The 20,944-nt window shown below is 70.2% G+C and carries 18 protein-coding genes and 1 other RNA gene; 2 read left to right on the top strand and 17 right to left on the bottom strand.

Going from position 1 to position 20,944, the window contains the following annotated elements; translation table 11 throughout:
• Positions 1–162 precede the first annotated feature (162 nt).
• The 4 genes from OG302_RS25695 to OG302_RS25680 all read right to left on the bottom strand — a co-directional run bounded on the left by OG302_RS25695 (position 163) and on the right by OG302_RS25680 (position 5,588).
• On the bottom strand, positions 163–1,416 hold the full coding sequence (locus tag OG302_RS25695; protein ID WP_371528930.1) for an acyltransferase: 1,254 nt from the start codon (positions 1,414–1,416) through the stop codon (positions 163–165).
• Positions 1,413–3,662 carry a glycosyltransferase gene (locus tag OG302_RS25690; protein ID WP_371528929.1) on the bottom strand — a complete coding sequence of 750 codons (2,250 nt, stop codon included), beginning with the start codon at positions 3,660–3,662 and terminating at the stop codon, positions 1,413–1,415. Before OG302_RS25690 ends, OG302_RS25695 begins: the two co-directional genes overlap by 4 nt.
• A complete protein-coding gene (locus OG302_RS25685; RefSeq protein WP_371528928.1) occupies positions 3,659–4,246 on the bottom strand; it encodes a hypothetical protein in 588 nt (195 codons plus the stop codon). Before OG302_RS25685 ends, OG302_RS25690 begins: the two co-directional genes overlap by 4 nt.
• Positions 4,247–4,586: 340 nt before the next feature.
• Entirely contained in the window at positions 4,587–5,588 is a 1,002-nt protein-coding gene (locus OG302_RS25680; RefSeq protein WP_371528927.1) for a LysR family transcriptional regulator, read from the bottom strand.
• Between the two features lie 114 nt (positions 5,589–5,702).
• Between OG302_RS25680 and OG302_RS25675 the strand changes: the two genes are divergently transcribed.
• Positions 5,703–7,001: an MFS transporter gene (locus OG302_RS25675; RefSeq protein WP_371528926.1), complete on the top strand. Its 1,299-nt coding sequence runs from the start codon at positions 5,703–5,705 to the stop codon at positions 6,999–7,001.
• On the opposite strand, the gene dacB is transcribed toward OG302_RS25675, so the two are convergent.
• From dacB to ftsE, 9 genes are all read right to left on the bottom strand, one after another.
• Positions 6,925–8,517 (bottom strand): D-alanyl-D-alanine carboxypeptidase/D-alanyl-D-alanine-endopeptidase, encoded by a 1,593-nt coding sequence (gene dacB, locus OG302_RS25670; RefSeq protein WP_371528925.1) that lies wholly within the window; start codon positions 8,515–8,517, stop codon positions 6,925–6,927. The genes OG302_RS25675 and dacB overlap by 77 nt on opposite strands.
• 402 nt (positions 8,518–8,919) lie before the next feature.
• Positions 8,920–9,795: a collagen-like protein gene (locus OG302_RS25665; RefSeq protein WP_371528924.1), complete on the bottom strand. Its 876-nt coding sequence runs from the start codon at positions 9,793–9,795 to the stop codon at positions 8,920–8,922.
• Entirely contained in the window at positions 9,792–10,064 is a 273-nt protein-coding gene (locus tag OG302_RS25660) for a hypothetical protein (protein ID WP_371528923.1), read from the bottom strand. Before OG302_RS25660 ends, OG302_RS25665 begins: the two co-directional genes overlap by 4 nt.
• Before the next feature lie 180 nt (positions 10,065–10,244).
• Positions 10,245–10,633, bottom strand: a transfer-messenger RNA (tmRNA) gene (ssrA, locus tag OG302_RS25655).
• 128 nt (positions 10,634–10,761) lie between these two features.
• Positions 10,762–11,283: an SsrA-binding protein SmpB gene (gene smpB, locus OG302_RS25650; RefSeq protein ID WP_361836630.1), complete on the bottom strand. Its 522-nt coding sequence runs from the start codon at positions 11,281–11,283 to the stop codon at positions 10,762–10,764.
• Positions 11,284–11,301: 18 nt separating this feature from the next.
• Positions 11,302–12,483: a S41 family peptidase gene (locus tag OG302_RS25645; RefSeq protein WP_371528922.1), complete on the bottom strand. Its 1,182-nt coding sequence runs from the start codon at positions 12,481–12,483 to the stop codon at positions 11,302–11,304.
• Positions 12,484–12,614: 131 nt separating this feature from the next.
• Positions 12,615–13,268: a hypothetical protein gene (locus OG302_RS25640; RefSeq protein ID WP_371528921.1), complete on the bottom strand. Its 654-nt coding sequence runs from the start codon at positions 13,266–13,268 to the stop codon at positions 12,615–12,617.
• Positions 13,269–13,380: 112 nt separating this feature from the next.
• Positions 13,381–14,292 carry a permease-like cell division protein FtsX gene (gene ftsX / locus OG302_RS25635; protein WP_361836638.1) on the bottom strand — a complete coding sequence of 304 codons (912 nt, stop codon included), beginning with the start codon at positions 14,290–14,292 and terminating at the stop codon, positions 13,381–13,383.
• Between the two features lie 43 nt (positions 14,293–14,335).
• Entirely contained in the window at positions 14,336–15,025 is a 690-nt protein-coding gene (ftsE, locus tag OG302_RS25630; protein WP_030788113.1) for a cell division ATP-binding protein FtsE, read from the bottom strand.
• Positions 15,026–15,265: 240 nt separating this feature from the next.
• Here ftsE and OG302_RS25625 point away from each other — a divergent pair, with 240 nt between their 5' ends.
• Complete coding sequence (locus OG302_RS25625) at positions 15,266–15,457, top strand: hypothetical protein (protein WP_361186803.1); 192 nt, start codon at positions 15,266–15,268, stop codon at positions 15,455–15,457.
• Between the two features lie 102 nt (positions 15,458–15,559).
• On the opposite strand, the gene OG302_RS25620 is transcribed toward OG302_RS25625, so the two are convergent.
• The 4 genes from OG302_RS25620 to OG302_RS25605 all read right to left on the bottom strand — a co-directional run bounded on the left by OG302_RS25620 (position 15,560) and on the right by OG302_RS25605 (position 20,717).
• Complete coding sequence (locus tag OG302_RS25620) at positions 15,560–16,219, bottom strand: hypothetical protein (RefSeq protein ID WP_371528920.1); 660 nt, start codon at positions 16,217–16,219, stop codon at positions 15,560–15,562.
• Positions 16,220–16,490: 271 nt separating this feature from the next.
• Positions 16,491–17,597, bottom strand: coding sequence for a peptide chain release factor 2 (gene prfB, locus OG302_RS25615; RefSeq protein WP_371528919.1), 1,107 nt, complete (start codon positions 17,595–17,597; stop codon positions 16,491–16,493).
• A gap of 126 nt (positions 17,598–17,723) precedes the next feature.
• On the bottom strand, positions 17,724–18,959 hold the full coding sequence (locus tag OG302_RS25610) for a serine/threonine-protein kinase (RefSeq protein WP_371528918.1): 1,236 nt from the start codon (positions 18,957–18,959) through the stop codon (positions 17,724–17,726).
• A gap of 108 nt (positions 18,960–19,067) precedes the next feature.
• Positions 19,068–20,717, bottom strand: a complete 1,650-nt coding sequence (locus OG302_RS25605) for a serine/threonine-protein kinase (protein ID WP_371528917.1) — start codon at positions 20,715–20,717, stop codon at positions 19,068–19,070.
• Positions 20,718–20,944 lie beyond the last annotated feature (227 nt).

Here is a 20,944-nt window from a genome sequence, read left to right as displayed (position 1 = left end):
CGTCCTGCGGCGGCTGGCCGGGAGGCTGGGTCATGTCGGTTCGGGTCCCCTCGCTGTCCGGCTCTTCACAGAGCCCAGCGAAGACCCCCTGCCCCCGCCGACTCCCCAACATCCACTACCCACCACCCCCACACAAGCCCCGCCCACCGCAAGCGCGTTCCCCTACCGAGCCCTCCGCCCCTTCCCCGACTTCGCCCCGTTGGGCCACAGCCTCGGACTCCGCTTCGCCGCGAAGTCCTCTATCCAGCCCACCGCCAGGACCATCAGGCCGATCAAGGGCCAGACCAGGACCGTCATCCACACCATGTATGTCGTGTCGAGTGCCGAGCTCCAGCGTTCGTTCTCCATGAACGGCAGGTCGTACGCCAGGTCGATGATCGGCACCGTGGCCATGATCAGGAGGTTGTGCCAGAGGTAGATCGTCACCGCTCGGTTGTTGGACAGGGTGATGAGCTTGTCCCAGCGCTTCAGGCGGCCCGGGAGCTCCTGCCACGACGGGGAGTACTGGAAGAGGATGACGACGAAGCCGAAGGACCACGCCGCCTGGGCGAGGGGGATGTCGTTCAGGTCCCAGCCGTCCGGGCCCAGGTGGCCCGAGGCCCACCAGAGGCCGAAGGCCATGATCAGGGCGGAGACGGAGACCGCCAAGTAGCGGGGGACACGGGCCAGTACGCCCTCCTGGTGGGCGAAGCCCAGGACCCAGCAGCTGCCGTACACCGCGAAGTCCGACACCGCGTTGCCCGTCTCGCCGGGGATCTTGACGATCTCCGTCGCGAGGACGGCCGTCAGGGCGAGCGGCGCGAACAGCGTCGCCCACGGGACCCGGCGGAACGCCCACAGCAGCAGCGGCGACGCGATCACGAACCAGAGGTACGCGCGGATGTACCAGAGCGGGCCCGCGGCCTGGGCCGGCCAGGTGTCCTCCAGGAGGCCCGCCTTGTCCCCGATGTGCCAGGGGAAGGGCGGGGCGCCGATCGGGAACACGTAGTTGAGCATGCTGACCAGGCCCCACGTGCCCCCGTGGTCCGGGTCCTTGGTGACGTTCCAACCGCCGTAGAACAGGAGGAACAGCGCCACCGCGCTGAACGCCCACATGGGCGGGAGCAGGCGGCGGATGCGGCCCCTGATCACGCCCCACGCCGGGCGCTTCAGCGAGCGTGCCATCAGCGCGCCCGCCAGCGCGAACATCACGCCCATGGACGGGAAGATGATCGTCAGCCAGGCCCAGCCGAACAGGTGGTAGATGACGACGCGGACCAGGGCCAGGGAGCGCAGCACGTCGAAGTAGCGGTCGCGGCCCGGCTTCTTGGGGGCGGCGGGAACCGGCGCGGCCGGGGGCGCAGGGGCGTAGGCCGCCGGGCCTCCCAGGCCGGGGGGCGGCGGCATCTGCGGCAGCGGTTGCGTGGGATGGGTCATGCGACGGGCCTCCGATCAGGGCTGCCCGTCCGCTGCTGCGGAATCGAGGGCGGGGTTCCAAGGACTCCCGTGCGCCGAAGCTTCTGCCAGCGAAGGCGGCCTCCGGTCAGGGCGGTGATCCAGGACTGCAGCAGCACGACGTACATCAGCTGCCGGTAGAGGATCTGCTGCAGGGGCAGCGAGATCAGATGGGTCATGCGTTCGCGGTCGAGCCGGAAGGCGTACGCCGCGCACACCGCCTGGACGGCGAGCACGCCGAGCCACGCGGCGATCGTCTTCTGGGTGGGGCCGAAGACGAGGCCGTAGAGGAGGAACACGTCGATCAGGGGTGCGAGGAGCGGCGCCAGGACCATGAAGAGGGACACCAGCGGCATGCCGACGCGGCCGAAGCGGCCCGAGGGCCCGGACTCGATCACCGAGCGGCGGTGCTTCCAGATCGCCTGCATCGTGCCGTACGACCAGCGGTAGCGCTGCGACCACAGCTGCTGCACCGTCTCTGGCGCCTCGGTCCACGCGCGTGCCTTCTCGGCGTACACGACCCGCCAGCCGTCGCGGTGCATCGCCATCGTGATGTCGGTGTCCTCGGCGAGCGTGTCGTCGCTCATGCCGCCGACCCGTTCCAGCGCCGAGCGCCGGAAGGCCCCGACGGCGCCGGGGATGGTCGGCATGCAGCCGAGCATGTCGTACATCCGGCGGTCGAGGTTGAAGCCCATCACGTACTCGATGTGCTGCCAGGCGCCGATCAGCGAGTCCCGGTTGCCGACCTTCGCGTTGCCCGCGACGGCGCCCACCCTCGGGTCACCGAACGGCTGCACGAGCTCGCGCACGGTGGACTGCTCGAAGACCGTGTCGCCGTCCATCATCACGATGAGGTCGTAACGGGCGTTGGCTATGCCGCGGTTGAGGGCGGCCGGCTTGCCCGCGTTCTGCTGGCGTACGACGCGTACGTTCGGGAGGCGAAGGCCCTCGACGATCAGCGCGGTGCCGTCCGACGAGCCGTCGTCGATGACGATGATCTCGATGGGATGGTCGCTCGTCATGAGCGAACGGACCGTGGCCTCGATGCACTTGGCCTCGTTGTAGGCGGGGACGAGGACTGATACCGGTTCGGTGATGTCCGGGCCCCAGCGGAAACCCTTCTTGCGCACCTTGCGCGCGTGCACCGCGGAGAGCAGCAGCATCAGGCCGAAGCGGAGCATGACCAGGGAGCCGATGACGGCGAGGGCGACGACGAGTACGCCGGTGATCTTCTCCGAGGCGCCGACCAGGAAGACCCAGGCCTTGCCCTTCCACAGGTCGATGCCGGTGACGGGCGCGTGCGCGCTGGGGGCGTCCAGCGCCTCGGTGAGGTTCGTGAAGCGGTAGCCCTTGTCCTGCAGACCGGGCAGGAAGGTGTCGAGCGCGGCCACCGTCTGCGAGCGGTCGCCTCCGGAGTCGTGCATCAGGACCACGGCGCCGTTGCCGTTCTTGGGGGTGGCACGGCGGATGATCTCGGCGACGCCGGGGCGCTTCCAGTCCTCGCTGTCGGTGTTGTTGACGACGGTGAGGTAGCCGCGGCTGCCGATGTACTTCGTCACCGGCCAGGACTTGTTGTCCATGGCGTCGGAGAACGAGGAGTACGGCGGGCGGAAGAGGGAGGTGCGGATGCCCGCGGCGCCCGCGAGGGCGAGCTGGTTCTGCGAGAGCTCCCAGTCGATGCGGCTCTCGGACTGGTACGACAGGTCGGGGTGGTTGAACGTGTGCAGGCCGACCTCGTGACCCTCGTCCACCATGCGCTCGACGAGGTCGGGGTAGCGCGACGCCATGGTGCCGGTGACGAAGAAGACACCGTGCGCGTGGTGCTTCTTCAGTACGTCGAGGACCTTGGGGGTCCATTCCGGGTCGGGACCGTCGTCGAAGGTCAGCACGAGCCGGTGGCGGGGGACGCTCAGCGTCTCCTCGTGGCCGCCGCGGGTGTTGATGACCGGGCCGCCGCCTTCGAGGACCTTCTGCGGGACCTTGTCGGTGGCCGCGGGCGGGCGTACGCGGTGGTCGGCGAGGATCTCGCTGTGCGTGTAGCCGCGCAGCATGAGCATCGCCATCAGGGCGACCAGGAGGAGCAGGGGCAGGAGGTAGCGCAGGGGCAGCCTGCGCCGCTTGGCGCCACGGGCGGGCTGCGCACGGCGCCTGCCGCCTCCGCCGCCCCGGGGCTGGGCGTGACTGTGACGGGAGCCGGCGGACCGGCCCCTGTTGGTGCGGGTGTTCATAGCTGTGCGCCCTCCGAGGGCTGCTGGCCTGCGCCTCGCGGGGACAGATAACCGACCGCCTGGGCGCGCAGCGGACTCTGTTGGTCGGCGGCGGGCTGCACGGCGGGGACTTCGCCGCCGCCTCCGCCCGCGCCGCCCGGGTTCTCGGTCGACGGGTCAGGGGACGGCGTGATGGGGTCGTCCGTCGGGTCCGGGTCCGGGTCGGGCTTCGGGGGGTCGTCCGTCGGGTCGGGTTTGCCGCCGCCCGTGGGGTCGGGGTCGGGCTTGCCGCCGCCGTCCGTGGGGTCCGGGTCGGGCGTCTTGCCCGGCTTGGCCTTGCCGTCATCCGGCTTGGACGGGTCGGCCGGATCGTCGTCACCGGTGGTGGGAGCGGTGCTGCCGCTCTCCGACGCGCCGGGCGAGGGGGTCGAGCCGGGTGAGGCCGTGGGGTCGAGGGAGCCGGCCGGGCTGTTCGGTGTGTCCACCTTGCTCGCCGGCTTCTCGTCCTTGGGGCTGATCGGCAGCCAGGGCGCGCTGGAGTTGCCAGAGAACAGGGTGCCCACGATGATCACCGCGTAGACGGCGCAGGCTATGCCGACGATCACGCCTATCCGGCGGTACCTCCGGCTGCGGCGGCCCGTCTCGTCGACGAAAACCGGCCCGTCAGGCGCATCCTGATCACTCTGGGCGGCAAGATCCGCCAGCTGTCGCCCCACCCCGTCGATCTGAACGGTGACCTCGTTCGGATCATGGGTGTGTTCCGGTAGGGCATCTTCTCGCCAATTCTCCATGCGCACGCACAACCCCCACATAACCTGACTTGGGCGCGCAAGGCTCCGGGCAACTTGCCGTCGGACCAGGCCCCCACCCGGTCCGAGCGCCCCCCTATCACACCGCGCCCGGACCATGAATGTAGCGCACGGCAGTGACAGTCGTACTAATCCGTCAGTCCAGCCTCATCATGATGAGTGCATCTGTGGCCGGAACCCAGCCATCTCGGGGCCTCCGCAGCCAGCCTTCGGCGGCGGCGAGCTCGGCCGCCGCCTCGCGCAGGGCGTCGACCCCCGGGTGCGCGAGCCCCTTTCTCCACACCATCGACACAGGTGACAGCGGCACGGGGTCGATCAGAGGCCGCAGGACCGACTCGGGCATGGCCGGAAAGTCCACCGCGGTGAGGACGGGGTGGCGGTTCTTGGCCATGATCCGTCCGAACTCCTCGGGTCCCACCGCCAGCGGTGCGGGCGCCGCCACCTCGATCCCGCGTCCCTCGAAAAGGCGACGCGCGAGGTCGGTCCACTCCAGCGTCCGGGGGTTTCCCGCACCCGCGTACACGCTCTCCCCCGCGAGCGCACCGAGCGGCACCGCGTCGAGCTCGGCCAGCGGGTGGCCCAGCGGCAGCAGCACCGCCATCGGCTCGTAGCGCACGGGCTGCTGGGCGAGCCGCGCCCGCAGCGCCGGTTCGAGCCCGGCGTACCGCCCGAAGGACACATCGAGGCGCCCGGCGAGGATCTCGGCGGCGGCCCCGGTGAGCCCGCTCTCGAAGCGGGCCATCAGCTCGCACTCCGGGACGAGTTCGCGGGCCCGCTCCAGGACGCGGCCGGAGATGAGCCCCGGGCTGTTCAGGTCCACGAGCAGCGGGCGGGCCGCGCCGCCGATTCCCGTGCCGCGCGCGAAGGCCGCCGTCAGGTCGTCCTGCGCCTCCAGGACCCGCCGCGCGTACGGCAGCAGCCGCTCCCCCTCGGCGGTCGGCGTGACCTGCCGCGTCGTCCGCACGAACAGCTCGGCCCCCAACTCCCGCTCCAGGCGCCGCACATCACGGCTGAGTGCCTGCTGGGCCACATACAGCCTGGCGGCGGCCCGCGTGAAGTGCAGCTCTTCAAAGACGGCCACGAAGGCGCGCAGGAGGCGGGGCTCCAGGTCGCGGGGTATGCGGGGTTCTGCTGTCACCCCGGGAACCTACAGCGGGAGCGGAGGCGGGATCCGCAACTTACAACGGAAGTGCGTGAGTCGGGCCTCAGAAGGTGTTGGACCGCGCGGCACCGCCCCGGTGAGGGTGATCCCATGCCGCCCGCCGATCCCGAAGCACCCCCGTCGCCCGCCGAACCCGCCGACCCCGAAGCACCCCGCCGCCGCAATCCCTACGCCCGGCTCTTCCGGATACCCGGAGCCACCGCCTTCACCATCGGCAACCTCATCGCCCGCCTCCCCATGGGCATGTTCAGCGTCAGCGCCGTCATCATGATCGCCGGAGCACGCGGCTCGTACGCGCTCGCCGGCGCCGTCACCGCGACGGGCCTCGCCACGACCGCTGTCGTGGCGCCCTGGACGGCGCGGCTCGTCGACCGGCAGGGTCAGGCGCGGATCGCCGTCCCCGCCACCGCGATCGCCGCGCTCGGCTCGCTCGCGCTGCTGCTCTGCGTGCACTACGGAGCGCCCGACTGGACCCTGTTCGCCGCGTACGCCGCGACGGCCACCACGCCCAACACCGGCGGCATGTCCCGGGCCCGCTGGGCCCACCTCCTGAAGGACGACGAGCGGGCCCTGCACACCGCCAACTCCTTCGAGCAGGCCGCGGACGAGCTGTGCTTCATGCTCGGCCCCGTCCTCGCGGCCTTCCTCTGCGGGGCGTTCTTCCCGGAGGCGGGCACCCTCGTCGGAGTCGTGCTGCTCCTGACCGGCGTACTCCTCTTCGCCTCCCGGCGCGAGACGGAACCGCCGCCCCTGGGGCGTACGGCCGCTCCGGGGAAATCGCCCCTTCACGCGCGCGGGATGCCCGCTCTGCTCGCCGCGTTCCTCGCCACGGGTGCCGTCTTCGGCTCGATGGAGGTCGTGACGATCGCCTACGCCGACACCCAGGGCCACAAGGCCGCCGCGGGCGCCATCCTCGCGCTCCAGGCCGCGGGCTCCTGTGCGGCGGGCCTCCTCTACGGAACGCTCAAGCCGAGCGGGCCCCTGCCCCGCCGCCACCTCCTGTGCGTCGCCGCGATGGCAGCCCTGATGACCCTGCCGCTGCTGGCCGCCACGCTCACCGGCTCGCTCCTTGTGCTCGCCGGGGCTCTCCTTGTCGCCGGAATGGCGACGGCGCCGACGATGGTGACCGGCATGACCCTGATCCAGCGGCACACCCCCGAGGGCAGGTTGAACGAGGGCATGACCCTCGCCGTCACCGGCCTCCTCGGGGGCATCGCCTGCGGCGCCGCGAGCGGCGGCTGGATGGTCGAGCACCTGGGCACCGCCCAGGGCTACGCGGTCCCGGTCACCGCCGCGTGCTGCGCGCTGCTGCTCAGCATCGCGCAGGCTTGCGCCACGAGCACTCCAGGTCGCCGCTCGGCTCGGCCCCACGCTCCGAGCGCGGCCTGACGAGCACGGCCTTGTCCTCGGTCGACTTGGCGAGCGTCACGACGATCGCGTCCTCCAGCGCCTTCACCGAGGAGGGCATGTAGTTGTTCAGGATGATGCTGAACACCAGCTCACGCCCGCCCGCGTCCTTCACGTACCCCGAGAGGGCAGAGGCCGCCGTCAACGACCCCGTCTTCGCCCGTACGTTGAGGGCCGCCGGAGTCCCGCACATCCGCGTGCGCAGCGTGCCGCCGACGAACTTGTCCGGGTCGCAGGCCACCGGGAGGGACTTGTACCAGTCGGCGTACCAGGGCTCGCCCTTCGCCGAGAGCAGCAGCTTGATCAGCTGGTCGGCGGGGGCGTTGTCCTTGCGGGAGAGTCCGGAGCCGTCGACCTGGCGGATCTTGCCGGGGTCCACACCGGCGGTCTTCAAGTAGGCGCTGATGGCGGCGAGTCCGTCGGGCCAGCTTCCGGGCCGCCCGGACGCCTCGTACCCCATGGTCTTCGTGAGGTTCTCCGCGTGCATGTTGTTGGAGAGCTTCATGAAGGGGATCATCAGCTCCTTGAGCGGCATGGAGTCGTGCGACGCGAGCTGCCGTGCGCCCTTGGGGGTGGCGAGCCCGGCCTTGGTCGGCCCGCTCACGCGCACCCCGTGCGCCTTGAGGGCGTCCCGGAAGATCGCGGCGGCGTACCCGGTCGGCTCCCAGACGGTGATCCACTCCTTGGTGGCGGAACCCCCCACCGGGACCGTGCCGGTGACCGTGATGGTGTTGGTGCCGTGCTTCCGCTCGATGGTGAGCGTGTCCTGGCCGCCCGAGGGGACGGTCCTGGCGCTGATGTCGACGTCTACGTAGTCCGTCTTCGGGGTCACCGTCACCTTGGGCTTGTCCCCGGCCGTCGCACCGGGAGTGCCCTCGACGATGACGGTCCCGGTGTCGTAGTCGGTGTCGGGGGCGACGCTCAGTGCGGAGATCTGGGCGGCGTAGTACGCGAACTCGTCGTCGCCGGACCAGGTGTCGCCGATGCGCTTGTCGTCGAACCGGGTGTCGTCCGCGACGAGGCGCCCCGAGACCCGCCGGACGCCCGAATCGGCGATCTTCGCGGCGAGTTGGTCGTAGTCCTTGGCGAGCGTGGTCGGATCACCGGTGCCCCGCAGATAGAGATCACCGTCGAGCTCTCGGCCATGCCGCTTGCCATCGGTGAGCACATCGGTGGTGAAGCGGTGGTCGGGGCCTAGCCGCTCCATGGCCGCCGTCGACGTCAGGAGCTTGGTGTTGGACGCCGGCATCAGGCGCCCGCTGGGCAGGTGCTGGTAGAGCACGTCGCCGGACGCGGCATCGGCGACGACGACGCTCGCCGCGCCGCCCTCCATCCGGGGGTCGCCGAGGATGGTGTCGATGGCTTCGGGCAGGCCGCTGCGGTCGGAATCCGCACCGGCCGGCGAACCGGCGGAGAGGGTGGCCGCCGCGACACCGAGCACGGCGGGCCAGATCCAGTGGCGCATACGGGCGTTGACGCGTCTCGCGGGTCTACTCATGACCCAGCAGCATCCCCGACTCCCCCGCCCCGCAACAGCCCCCACACCGGCCACGTATCGAGCCGACATGGCACTCTCACCGCCGGCCCGCGGTGCCGAACGAGCGGCGGCGGGGCGGGGCGTCTGGTGGCCCGCCCACGGCCAGGCATGCGACGACACCCCGGCAGCGACGCCGGGCGAGGTCACGGCGACACGTCACCCCGCTGCCGGTCCGGTATGCCGACCGAGCGGCAACCACCCGGCAGCAACGCCGACCGAGCGCGCGATGCCCCAGCACCCCACCGCCCGCCATCAGTCCCGTACATCGGCCAAGCCGCAAACCGCACGGCAGCGGCGCGGGGCGAGACCGTGGTGGCGGGCCCCCGCCCGCAGCCCCCGAGGCCGACAGGCGGCACCCCGCCGTCAGTCCGGTACCTCCGACGAGCCGCGGCAGTCGGGCAGCCGCGCCGGGCGGCGGCGTAGTGGTGTCGAGGCGTGTCCGGCGTCCGGTGGGGTCGGGCGGCGGCGGGGCAGCAGGGTGGCCAGGAGGAGAATGGCGGGGGCCGGGTCCGCGGGGGTCACGCCGTTGCGGCGGCAGACCAGGGCGTCGGGGTCGTCCGGTGGCTGCTGGAGGCTGTAGCCGTCGGGGCAGCTGGGACCCGCGGCGCCCGCCTCGCCCTTGGGGCCTCGCTCGCCGCGTGGACCCGTGGGGCCTGCCGGGCCTTCGGGGCCCGAGGCGCCGCCCGCGCCGTCGGAGCCGTTGGCCCCGTCAGCGCCATCGGCTCCGTTGGAGCCTGGCGGGCCCGCCGCTCCTGCCGGACCTTCCGGGCCCCGTTCGCCGTTCGTGCCGTCAGCGCCGTCGGACCCCGCGGGGCCCGGATCGCCGGACTTTCCCGGGGAACCCGGCTCTCCGGCCGTGCCCGCGTCCCCCTTCCGGCCGCCGACGCCCGGTGGTCCCTTCTCGCCCTGTTTCCCGTCCTCGCCCTGCGAGCCGGTGGCACCAGGAGAGCCGGGCACCCGCGCCCTGGACAGGAGGTCCTCGACGGCGTCGGAGGGGTCCGGTGCGGCCGGGGTCTCGCCGTGGGCGCGGACCTGCGCGCGCAGGGTGCGGACGTCACGGGCCAGAGTGGACACCGCCTCGCCGCGCCGGTCCGTCTCGGCGGCGAGTCGGTCGGCCCGGCGGTCACCCGCGTCGATACGGGCCCACAGCAGCACCGCGACACCGGAGAGCGCGACCAGCACACAGACGAGGAACACGGTGCGCCAACGGCGGGCCAGGAGTCGCTCGAGCTGGATCACGAAGTGCCTCCGAGCCGTTGGTTGTCGATGAGCAGCCTGGCGATCTCACTCTGGTCATGGACATGCAGGGCGTTTAACTCGGCGAGTTTCGTGTCGCGTTCGGCGACCTGCCGCTCCAGCCGGTCGCGCTCGGTCTGCAGCTTCTCCGTGAGGCTGGAGTAGCCGGTGAGCGCGTTCTCACCGCGCTTGCCGAGATACGCCACCACTGCCGCGCCCAGAACCCCGAGACTGGCGACGAGGGAACCTAAGAGTGTGACGGTGGCATCCAAGCGACTGCCTCCTGCACTCGCGTACTCGGCCGCGCTTCCGTGCCGCCCGGCCGTTTGGGAACCTGCATTCCCATGCAGTAACGAGTCACATGCCCAGAGGATGTGCCCAGCCCTTCCATGCCCCGCACACGGAAAAAGCCCCCCGACCACTGGTCGGAGGGCTTTGACCTCACATGGGAATTGTGGAGATGGCGGGAATCGAACCCGCGTCCAACGGTGCAAAAGGAGGGCTTCTCCGAGCGCAGTTCGCTACGATTTTCTCGGCCCCGGTGATCTCGCGAACAAGTCTCCGACGGGCCCAGTCACTGTTTGATTTCCCATCGAACCCCGTGACCGGGATCGATGGTTTAGTTCCCTAGATTATGCCAGGGTCCGGGTCGGGAACACCCCCGGGCTGACACCCATTAAGGGTCCTTCACTCACTGCTAATTAAGCAGCGAGGGCGAAGGACTGGGAATCGCTCTTGGAATTGGCGATTATTGGTTGCGACAGGTGGTTTACGAGATCATTGTCGCTTCCTCGGCTCGCTTCCCCTGCTTCGACATCCGCTGTCGAAACCGATCATCCCCATGCGTACCACTATTGAATTAGATACTGCTCACCACACCCACCTTCGGTGAGGTGCAGTGCCCATCGTACGTGAACAACGCCCGACGGGGCCAGCCAATTCCCGCGGCGCCCGTCCGGGCTCCGGGGGCTAGGCGCTGCGCTGACGCTTCTTGACCTCCGCGACCGCGCGGTTCGTCTCACGCAGGTCCTGCTTCTCCTTGAGCGTCTGACGCTTGTCGTACTCCTTCTTGCCCTTCGCGAGCGCGATCTCGACCTTGACCCGGCTGTCCTTGAAGTACAGCGCCAGGGGCACGATCGTGTGACCCGTCTCCTGCGACTTGGAGTCCAGCTTGTCGATCTCCGCCCGGTGCAGCAGGAGCTTGCGCTTCCGCGTGGCGGAGTGGTTCGTCCAGGTGCCCTGCACGTACTCCGGGACGTGGATGTTGTGCAGCCACGCCTCGCCGTTGTCGATGTGCACGAAGCCGTCCACCAGGGAGGCCCGGCCCATCCGCAGCGACTTGACCTCGGTGCCCATGAGCACCAGGCCGCACTCGTACGTGTCAATGATGTGGTAGTCGTGCCGCGCCTTCTTGTTCTGCGCGACCATCTTCCGGGCAGGGGCCTTCTCAGCGGCCTTCGCGGCCTTGCGCTTTACCTTTTCCTTGGCCATAGTGCGGCCATTTTCGCACTACGAGGGGGGTCCGAGGCCAGTCAATACTGTCTCGGCCCGCGTCTCGGCCCCGTCCTCGACCTCCAGGTCCGGGGTGATGCCCCGGCCGTCGACCGCCTGCCCCGAAGGAGTGCGGTAGTGCCCGACCGTCAGCTCGGCGACCGAGCCGTCGGGCAGCCGGCTCGGCATCTGGACCGAGCCCTTGCCGAAGGTCTTCGAGCCCACCACGACCGCGCGGCCCCGGTCCTGCAAGGCGCCCGTGAGCAGCTCGGCGGCGCTCATCGTGCCGCCGTCGACCAGCGCGACCACGGGCCGGGTGGTGTCCCCGCCCCGCTCGGCGTGCAGGGCCTTCTGCCGGCCGCGTACGTCATACGTGGCGACCAGGCCGCCGTCGACGAGACCCGATGCCGCCGTGACCGCCTCCGTCACCAGGCCCCCGGAGTTGCCGCGCAGGTCGAGCAGGATTCCGGCGCCCTTGGGTGCCTTGCGCACCGCGGACCGTACGCGCTCGCCCGTCCCCTTGGTGAAGGCCTCGACCTTGATCATGACGGCGCCGCCCGCGAGCTGTGTGACCGTGACGGAGTCCGTGGAGAGGCGGGCCCGGTGCAACGTCTCGCTCCACGCGCGCGTGCCCCGCTCCAGGCCGAGCTCGACCGGGGTGCCTGCGCGGGCACCGCGCAGCAGGGACACGACCTCGGTGACGGGAAGTCCCGCCACGCGCTTGCCGTCGATGCTGTTGAGCTGATCGCCCTCGCGGATGCCTGCCTGTTCGGCGGGACCGCCGCGCTGGACCCGGGAGACCTCGATGCGCCCGTCCTCCGCGCGCCTGGCCCAGAGGCCGACGCCGGTGTACGCGCCGTCGAGGGCCTGCTCGAACTCCTGGTACTCCCCGGGGGAGTAGACCGATCCCCAGCGGTCACCGCTGCGGCTGACGGCCTCCTCGGCGGCCTTCTTGCCGGACTTGCCGTCGGCCATCGCCTCGGCCGCGGCATCCGCGGCTTCGTCGGCGGCGTCACCGGACAGGGCGACGGAACGGGTGGCCGGGGCAGGCGACTTCCGGCCTTCGCCGGTCGCCTCGCTCCAGGATCCGGTGGCCGCACCGGTGGCGAGGACGCTCGCGAACACCAATGTCAGGGTCGCCCCGCGGCGGATGCGGCGGGGCCGGGAGAGCCGGTCGCAGAACCGGTCGGGGCCTGACATGCCGGTGAGTCTAGGACAACGAAGGGCGCCGTACGGTCGGTTGAACCGTACAGCGCCCCGGACATACCTCACACCCCGGAGCACACGCCCGGCTTCACGAAGCACGCCCTTGCCGATCGGATCGGGTCTGATCAGATCAGGTTGTACTGAGCGGCACTGCTGAGGTTGGTCGCGTACATCCCCCACATGGTCTTGGCGAACAGCTTGTTCGCGCCGCCGCCCAGCGGGTGCCGCTGCCACACGGTCTTCGGCCCCTTGGCCCGCACGTCCAGGTAGAGCCTGCCGCCGCTCTTCTTCTTCAGGGTGAAGGTGATCACCTTGCCCGCGCCCTCAAGGTGACCGGGGAGGGACTTCAGTACGAAGTAGGTCTTCCCCACCTTCGTCACGCGCACCGGGTTGCAGCGACCGCCGCCCTTGAGGCAGATCTTCTGCCCCTTCTTGACCGTCTTCGGCATCCCCGGGATCGGGAACACCGAGTTCATGATCCGGTTCATCTTCCGGAACGACACCTGGGCCGTCGCGGTGCGCCGGGAGACGTAGTACTCGAAGTGGTAGCCGTACTGGCTGCCACGCGCCGCACGCGGCTCCGCTCCCTGCGGCGTGACCGGCTGCGCGGGCAGCTCGGCGGCCACCTCCGCGCGCGCGGGCCTGGCCTCCGTCACCGCGGCCTGTGCGGGCGTCCCCGCGGCCACCACGGCGGCGGACAGCACCACGCCGAGCACCGCCGTCCGGATCCCCCGCGTCCCCCTGGCCGTACGGCCACCCTCGAAACGTCGCATACGCACGACAGAACCCTCCCGATTTTCTTGTCAATAAGCCCTGGTCAAAGGCGAATTGATCTTCGTTCAGGAGGGTTCGGCGCGTCAAATCCGGCTACGGGGTCAGACCTTCACCGGGTCAGACCTTCAGGTACTTGCGCAGGGCGAAGAAGCCCGCGAACGCCGGCATGAGGAAGCTGACCGTAAGCACCAGCGGCAACTTGCCCAGGACCGCGTCCCAGCCGATGAAGTTGACCATGTCGATCTTGTCGACGAGCCAGTTGTTGATGAGGAAGTACTTGCCGGCGACCAGCAGCACGCAGGCAAAGGCGCCGCCGATCAGACCGGCGATCGCGGCCTCCATGACGAAGGGCACCTGGATGTAGAAGCTGGACGCCCCGACCAGGCGCATGATGCCGGTCTCGCGGCGTCGGCTGAAGGCCGATACGCGCACCGTGTTGACGATCAGCATCAACGCGACGACCAGCATGAGCCCCATGACGCCGAGCGCCGCGTACCGCATGCCGTTCAGGAGGTTGAAGAGGTTGTCCAGGACGCTGCGCTGATCCGTCACGCTCTGCACGCCCGGCCGCCCGCTGAACGCGGTGTTGACGACCTGGTACTTCTCCGGGTTCTTCAGCTTGACCCGGAACGACTCCTGCATCTGGTCCGGGGTGAGGGAGCTGGACAGCGGGGAGTCGCCAAACTGCTCCTTGTAGTGCTTGTACGCCTGGTCGGCCGTCTCGTACTGGACCGTGTCGACGACGGGCATCTTCTTCAGATCCGTGCGGATCTGTTCCTTCTGCTCGTTCGTGACGGCGCCCTTGGCGCACCCGGGGTCCTGCTCGGCGTCCCCCTTGTTGCACAGGAAGATCGAGACGTTGACCTTGTCGTACCAGAAGCCCTTCATCGTGCTCACCTGGTCGCTCATGAGGAGCGAGGCCCCGAAGAGGGCGAGCGAGAGCGCTACGGAGACGATGACGGCGAAAGTCATCGTGAGATTACGGCGGAGGCCGACGCCGATCTCCGACAGGACGAACTGGGCGCGCATGGCTCCCTTTCAGTGGATCAGTGCAGTGGATCAGTACGGGTCTTCAGTGCTGGTAGCCGTAGACGCCGCGCGACTGGTCGCGGACGAGACGGCCCTTCTCCAGCTCGATGACCCGCTTGCGCATCTGGTCCACGATCTGCTGGTCGTGGGTCGCCATGACGACGGTCGTGCCCGTGCGGTTGATCCGGTCGAGCAGCTTCATGATGCCGACCGACGTCTGCGGGTCGAGGTTGCCGGTCGGCTCGTCCGCGATGAGGAGCTTCGGGCGGTTGACGAAGGCTCGCGCGATCGCCACCCGCTGCTGCTCACCACCGGAGAGCTCGCCGGGCATCCGGTCCTCCTTGCCGCCGAGACCGACGAGGTCGAGGACCTGGGGCACGGACTTGCGGATCTCGCCGCGGGACTTGCCGATGACTTCCTGCGCGAAGGCGACGTTCTCGCCGACGGTCTTGTTCGGAAGGAGCCGGAAGTCCTGGAAGACGGTGCCCAACTGGCGCCGCATGTGCGGCACCTTGAAGTTGGAGAGGCGCGCGAGGTCCTTGCCGAGGACGTGCACCTGGCCGTGGCTGGTGCGCTCCTCACGGAGCACGAGCCGCAGGAAGGTGGACTTTCCGGAGCCGGAGGAGCCGACCAGGAAGACGAACTCGCCCTTCTCGATCTCCAGAGAGACATCCCGGAGGGCGGGCCGGGTCTGCTTGGGGTAGGCCTTGGAGACGTTGTCGAATCGGATCACGGATGCACCACGGGTCGCCGGGGGTAGGTGAGCGTGACCATACGCGAACCCGGTACGCGAGCGCAGTCAGCGTCCTGAGTTGCGCGAATTGTCGCGGATATACCACGGAACGTAACAGTCGGAAACCGACGAGGACGGGCGGGCCGCGCCGAAATTCGTGGAAGCTGGCACAGTGGTAGGGGGAACGGTTGAGTTCCCCCTAGCGTTGGGCAGGCTGTGACTGTGCGGGAGGAGGAGCGCATGACCTATGACAGGTTGGTGTGCGCGAACTGCGCGGCGCCCGTGAGTGAAGGCCGCTGCCCCGTGTGCCGGGCCAATCGCGAGCGCATGCAGCAGGAGGGTCCCTTCGGCGGCCTCAGCCCTGCGGCCCTGATAGGGGTGCTCGTCGTGCTGATCGCAGCGGTGGCCCTGCTGGCGCACCAGACCGCTTAGCGCGCCACGAGGCGCGTGCCAGGACACCAGAAGGGCCCGGAGCTGGCTGCTCCGGGCCCTTCTGTCATGTCGTGCGTGTCATGTCGCGCACGGTGCCTTTTATCAGGCAGCGGCACCGCGGTTGCCGACGAAGCGCGGCAGGATACGGAAGCCGATGCCGCCGGCGATCATCGTCGCGGCGCCGATCAGCAGGAACGTGGTCTCGGCTGCGCCCGTCTCGGCGAGCTCGCCCTTGTCGGCCTTGTCACCCTGCTCGACCGGGGCGGAGCCCGTGTCGGTCAGGCTGTCCTTGCCCTTGCCCTGCTCGACGGGGTTGGCGCCGCCGTCGGGGTCGTTGTCGTTGCCACCGGTGCCGTTGCCACCCGTGCCGTTGCCGTTACCGGGGTCGCTCGGGCCCTCGGTGGGCTCGCTCGGGTCCGTCGGGTCCGACGTGGGAGGCGTGGTGGGGTCCGTGGGCTCCTCGGTGGGCTCGGTCGGCTCCTCCGTGGGCTCGGTGGGCTCCTCGGTCGGCTCCGTGGGCTCCTCGGTGGGCTCCGTCGGAATCGCCGTCGGCTCGGTGGGGTCGTCGGTCGGCTCGTCGTCGCCGATGCCGACGTCGACCCCGATGCCGTTCTCGTCGGCGCTGGCGCTGGCGCTGGCACCGCCGAGGTCGACACCGACGTCGAGGGCCGAGGCGGCACCCGCGGCGGTCAGCGACGCACCGGCGGCGATCACCGCACCGGCCGCTATACGTGCAACGCGGATCCGCGTCTTCTTGGTCATCTGGCTGCTACCCCCAGTAGCTGAATCGTCAGTGAGGCAGCGTCCGGGTCCGCGTTCGTCAGGAGCGCTGAATCCGCCCCCCACAGATCACACGCGCCCCAGAGATACGCATGCCGCTCGCTAGCCTTTCCAGTTTCCACAGCAACGTCAAGGTCGTTGCGTGCGCGATGTCTGAAATAGCAGCAGTTGACTGGCGTACGGAGATGTGACTGTGACGTAAAAGGCAACTGCCGCCTCGTGGGCGGCAGTTGCCTTGTCGATAAAGCGGCGCTTACTTCTCCTGCTGCTTGCGCCAGCGAATTCCCGCTTCGAGAAAACCGTCGATCTCGCCGTTGAAAACGGACTCGGGGTTACCGACCTCGCACTCCGTCCGCAGGTCCTTGACCATTTGGTACGGGTGCAGGACGTACGAACGCATCTGGTTGCCCCAGGAGTTGCCGCCGTCCCCCTTGAGGGCGTTCATCTTCGCCTGCTCCTCCTGGCGGCGGCGCTCAAGGAGCTTGGCCTGGAGGACGTTCATCGCGCTCGCCTTGTTCTGGATCTGCGAGCGCTCGTTCTGACAGGAGACGACGATGCCGGTGGGGAGGTGCGTCAGGCGGACCGCGGAGTCGGTCGTGTTGACGCCCTGGCCGCCGGGGCCCGACGAGCGGTAGACGTCGATGCGGAGCTCGGACTCGTCGATCTCGATGTGGTCGGTCTGCTCGACGACCGGGAGGATCTCGACTCCGGCGAAGGAGGTCTGGCGACGGCCCTGGTTGTCGAAGGGCGAGATGCGGACGAGACGGTGCGTGCCCTGCTCGACCGAGAGCGTCCCGTACGCGTACGGGACCTGGACGGCGAAGGTGGTCGACTTGATGCCGGCCTCTTCCGCGTACGAGGTCTCGTAGAGCTCCGTCTTGTAGCCGTGGCGCTCGGCCCAGCGGAGGTACATGCGCTGCAGCTTCTCGGCGAAGTCGGAGGCGTCCACGCCGCCGGCCTCCGCGCGGATGGTGACGAGCGCCTCACGGGCGTCGTACTCACCGGAGAGGAGGGTGCGGACCTCCATCTCGTCCAGCGCCTTCTTGACGGCCGTGAGCTCGGTCTCGGCCTCGGCGCGGGTGTCCGGGTCGTCCTCCTCCTCGGCCATCTCGAAGAGCACGCTGAGGTCGTCGATACGCCCGCGCAGGGCCTCGGCCTTCCGTACCTCCGCCTGGAGGTGGCTCAGCTTGCTGGTGATCTTCTGTGCCGCATCCGGGTCGTCCCACAGGGACGGCGCGGCCGCCTGCTCCTCGAGCACGGCGATGTCTGCCCTCAGCTTGTCGAGGTCCAGGACGGCCTCGATCGACTCCATGGTCGAGGAGAGGGACTTGAGCTCTTCGGATACATCGACGACTGCCACGGGTCCAGCCTAACGGCTGGGGGCAAGGGGTCTGCCCTCCTGGCCTGCGGGCGTACCCCACCACGCGCGCCGGTGGCCCTGCCGGCCCTCCGCCCAGCGGCCTGAACGGCCGCCTCCGGCCCCCGGCTACGGCGCCGAAGGGGAGGAGTTACGGGTGTCCTGGGGCTTCGCGTCGGCGTCGTCGCCGTTCGTGGCCACCCAGGTGCCGATGCCCGCCGCGGCCACCAGGACCGCTCCCGCCACGCCGAGCGTGATCCTGCGGCGGCGGGCCGACGCGCGGTGGCGGGCCGAGCCGGGGCGGGCCGCACCGGACGCGCGCGGGGCGCGGGCCGTGCCGCGGGCGCCCCCGGCGAGCTCGTCCGGGCCCGGGACGCGCATGGAGGTGTGGGTGTCCCGGTTCGAGTCGGGGGACGACCCGGGGACGAGGGGGACCGCGCCACGGCGTGGGGTGCCGGGGGACGGCTCCGGCGCAGGCTCCTCCTCCGCCTCTTCCGGCAGCGGCTCCGTGTCCGGCTCGTCCACGTCCAGCGGCGGCATCCCGGCCACCAGCGACTGCAGCTCCCGCAGCCGTGCCGCGAGCTCCGAGGCGCGCAGCCGGGACGCCGGGGCCTTGGCGAGGCACTGGACCATCAGCTGCCAGAGCTCGTCCGGGATGCCGGGGAGCGGCACGACCGTTTCCGTCACGTGGCGGCGCAGGACCGCCCCGGGGTGGCCGCCGCCGAACGGGGTGAAGCCCGCCAGGAGCTCGTACAGGACCGTCGCGAGGGCGTAGATGTCGACGGCCGCGCGCGGCGGCAGGCCCTCGATGATCTCGGGGGCGAGGTAGTCCGGCGTACCGATGATCTTCGTGGCACGGGTCCTGCGCGGGGAGTCGATCAGCTTGGCGACGCCGAAGTCCGTGAGCAGGGCGGGGTGCGAGCCGCCGGGCCCCAGCGGTCCCTGCATGTCGAGCAGGACGTTCTCCGGCTTCACGTCACGGTGCACGATCCCCGCCGCGTGCGCCGCCGCGAGGCCGTCCGCCACGTCCGCCACGATCGCCACCGCCGCCTCCGGGGCGAGGCGGCGCTCACGGTCGAGGCGGGTGCGCAGGTCCGTGCCGCGGACGAGGTCCATGACCAGGGCGAGGTCGTTCCCGTCGACCACCAGGTCGTGGACGCCCACCACGCGCGCGTGGTCGAGGCTGAGCAGGGCCGTGCGCTCCTGGACGAAGCGGCCGACCAGTTCCTGGTCGGACGCCAGGTCCTCGCGCAGCAGCTTGATGGCGACGGGACCCTCGGGTCCCTCGCCGAGCCACACCGTGCCGGCGCTGCCCCGACCAAGGATCTGGTGGGCGGTGTACCGGCTGCCGATCTTGCGTGCCAAGACTGCTCCTACGGATGCGTGTTGGCGACAAAACTACGCGGCCTCGACGCCAACCTTCACTCCAGGAGCAGAAATCACCCCGCAGGTGTCGACAAATCTCCAGAGCGGCTAGTTGCCGCTCACCTTCCCCATCCAGCCGGAGACCGTGTCGTACCACTCGCCGAGCTGGGCCCAGTACCCCTTCGTCGTGCCGATCCACTCCTGGAGCGGGCTCAGCTCCCAGACGAGCCAGCTCGCCACGAAGAGGATGATCAGCGTGAAGAGGCATCCCTTGAGGCAGCCGAGACCCGGGATCTTCATCGGGTTCGAGCTGCGCTGCCGGGGCTGCCTGGGCTCACGCGGCGGCCGTCCCGCGGGCGGCTGCTGGGGAGGCGTCTGCTGCGGCGGCGCGTACTGCTGCTGCTGGGGCTGCGGGGCGTACTGCTGCCGCTGCTGGGGCTGCTGACGCTGCTGCTGCGGCGCGTACTGCTGGGGGCGCTGTTGCTGCTGCGGCTGCTGCACCTGGCGCTGGGGACGGCGGCGGCGCAACGGGTCGTCGTTCGGGTCCAGGTACGACTGGACCTGCGTCTGTTCGTTGCGGTCTCGGGCCGCCCGCATCTGGTTCTGCCAGGGGTGCGGGTCGTTCGGGTCGTAACCGGGCTGGTTCGGCGGCACCGGCGGCATGACGGCCGTCGGGTCGGCCGCGCCGCGGCTGCCGCCGGGGAGCACCGAGGTCGGGTCCGCGTCACCGGAGCCGGTGTTCTGCATGACGCTCGTCGCCGCGTTCGGGTCGTACGACCCGGCGTTGTTCGGGAGGACCTGGGTGGGGTCGGCGGCTCCGGCCGTCCCCGGCACCATGGCGGGGTCCGGGTCGGGCATCAGGAGGGCGCCCACGCCCTCGGCCGCGGCGATCTGCGCGCTGGACGCGTGCACGCCCACGCCGTCCGCGACGGCCCGCAGGCCGCGCGCGAGGTTCTCGGCGCTGGGGCGGTGGTCGGGGTTCTTGCTGAGGCACCGCTCTATGACCGTCCACAGCGGGTCCGGGACCGTCGAGGGGCGGCGCGGTTCGGCGCTCAGGTGCTGGTGCAGGACCTCGAGGGCCGAGCCGCCGCCGAACGGCGGGCTTCCGGTGACGAGCTCGTAGAGGAGGATGCCCGCGCCGTAGATGTCGACCGCGCTGGTCTGCGGGCGGCCCTCGGCGGACTCGGGCGCCACGTATGCGGGCGTGCCGACGAATTCGTGGGTGCGGGTCAGGCCCGGGGAGTCGGCGAGGCGCGCGATGCCGAAGTCGGTGAGCATCGGGTGCATCGACCCGTCCGCCTCCTGCTTGAGCAGGACGTTCGCGGGCTTCAGGTCCCGGTGCACGACGCCGTCCGCGTGACTCGCGGCGAGCGCGTCGGCGATCTGGGCGGTCATGAGGGCCGCCCCGACCGGCGTGAACGGGCCGTTCTCGCGGAGGTACCGGTGCAGGTCGGGGCCCTCCACCAGGTCCATGACGAGGGCCAGGAGCTCGCCCTCGACGACCAGGTCACGGGTCCGCACGATGTTCGGGTGCGTGAGCCTGAGCAGGACGGATCGCTCGCGGAGGAACCGCATCACGATGTCCGCGTCGTTGGCGAGCTCCTCCTTGAGGACCTTGATCGCGACGGTCTCGCCGGGCTGGCCGGCAACGGCCGCCTCGGCACCCGCGGTCTCGCGCTGGCGGGCTCGCCAGACGGTGCCCGTGGCGCCGCGCCCGAGCGGCTCCTCGAGCAGGTACTTGCTGCCTACCGGCCGCACGTCATGCGCTCCCTGCTGATCTGGCTGGTCTGTCCGGACCCGGCTACCCGCCGGAGGGTGTTCCGACCCACTGTAGTGCCGCCGAACGGGGCACCGCCGGGTCACATTCCGACCAGGCCGCCGGGGTGACTGGACAGCTGTTCGGTGGAAAGACGCCCCATGGGAGCCGTTGGTTGCCGGATGCCGTCGAATTGACCTTCGTCACGAGGGGGCCACCGGCGATCGCA

It is taken from the genome of Streptomyces sp. NBC_01283 (assembly GCF_041435335.1).
Classification (GTDB): domain Bacteria; phylum Actinomycetota; class Actinomycetes; order Streptomycetales; family Streptomycetaceae; genus Streptomyces.
The sequence above is the reverse complement of the archived record's forward strand: the minus strand, read 5'-3'. Positions and strand labels throughout refer to the sequence as shown.

Bases quoted from the DNA above. Each gene is read 5' to 3' on its own strand.
- OG302_RS25695 (WP_371528930.1), bottom strand. From the start codon at position 1,416: ATGACCCATCCCACGCAACCGCTGCCGCAGATGCCGCCGCCCCCCGGC.
- OG302_RS25690 (WP_371528929.1), bottom strand. From the start codon at position 3,662: ATGAACACCCGCACCAACAGGGGCCGGTCCGCCGGCTCCCGTCACAGT.
- OG302_RS25675 (WP_371528926.1), top strand. From the start codon at position 5,703: ATGCCGCCCGCCGATCCCGAAGCACCCCCGTCGCCCGCCGAACCCGCC.
- dacB (WP_371528925.1), bottom strand. From the start codon at position 8,517: ATGAGTAGACCCGCGAGACGCGTCAACGCCCGTATGCGCCACTGGATC.
- smpB (WP_361836630.1), bottom strand. From the start codon at position 11,283: ATGGCCAAGGAAAAGGTAAAGCGCAAGGCCGCGAAGGCCGCTGAGAAG.
- OG302_RS25645 (WP_371528922.1), bottom strand. From the start codon at position 12,483: ATGTCAGGCCCCGACCGGTTCTGCGACCGGCTCTCCCGGCCCCGCCGC.
- ftsX (WP_361836638.1), bottom strand. From the start codon at position 14,292: ATGCGCGCCCAGTTCGTCCTGTCGGAGATCGGCGTCGGCCTCCGCCGT.
- OG302_RS25625 (WP_361186803.1), top strand. From the start codon at position 15,266: ATGACCTATGACAGGTTGGTGTGCGCGAACTGCGCGGCGCCCGTGAGT.
- OG302_RS25620 (WP_371528920.1), bottom strand. From the start codon at position 16,219: ATGACCAAGAAGACGCGGATCCGCGTTGCACGTATAGCGGCCGGTGCG.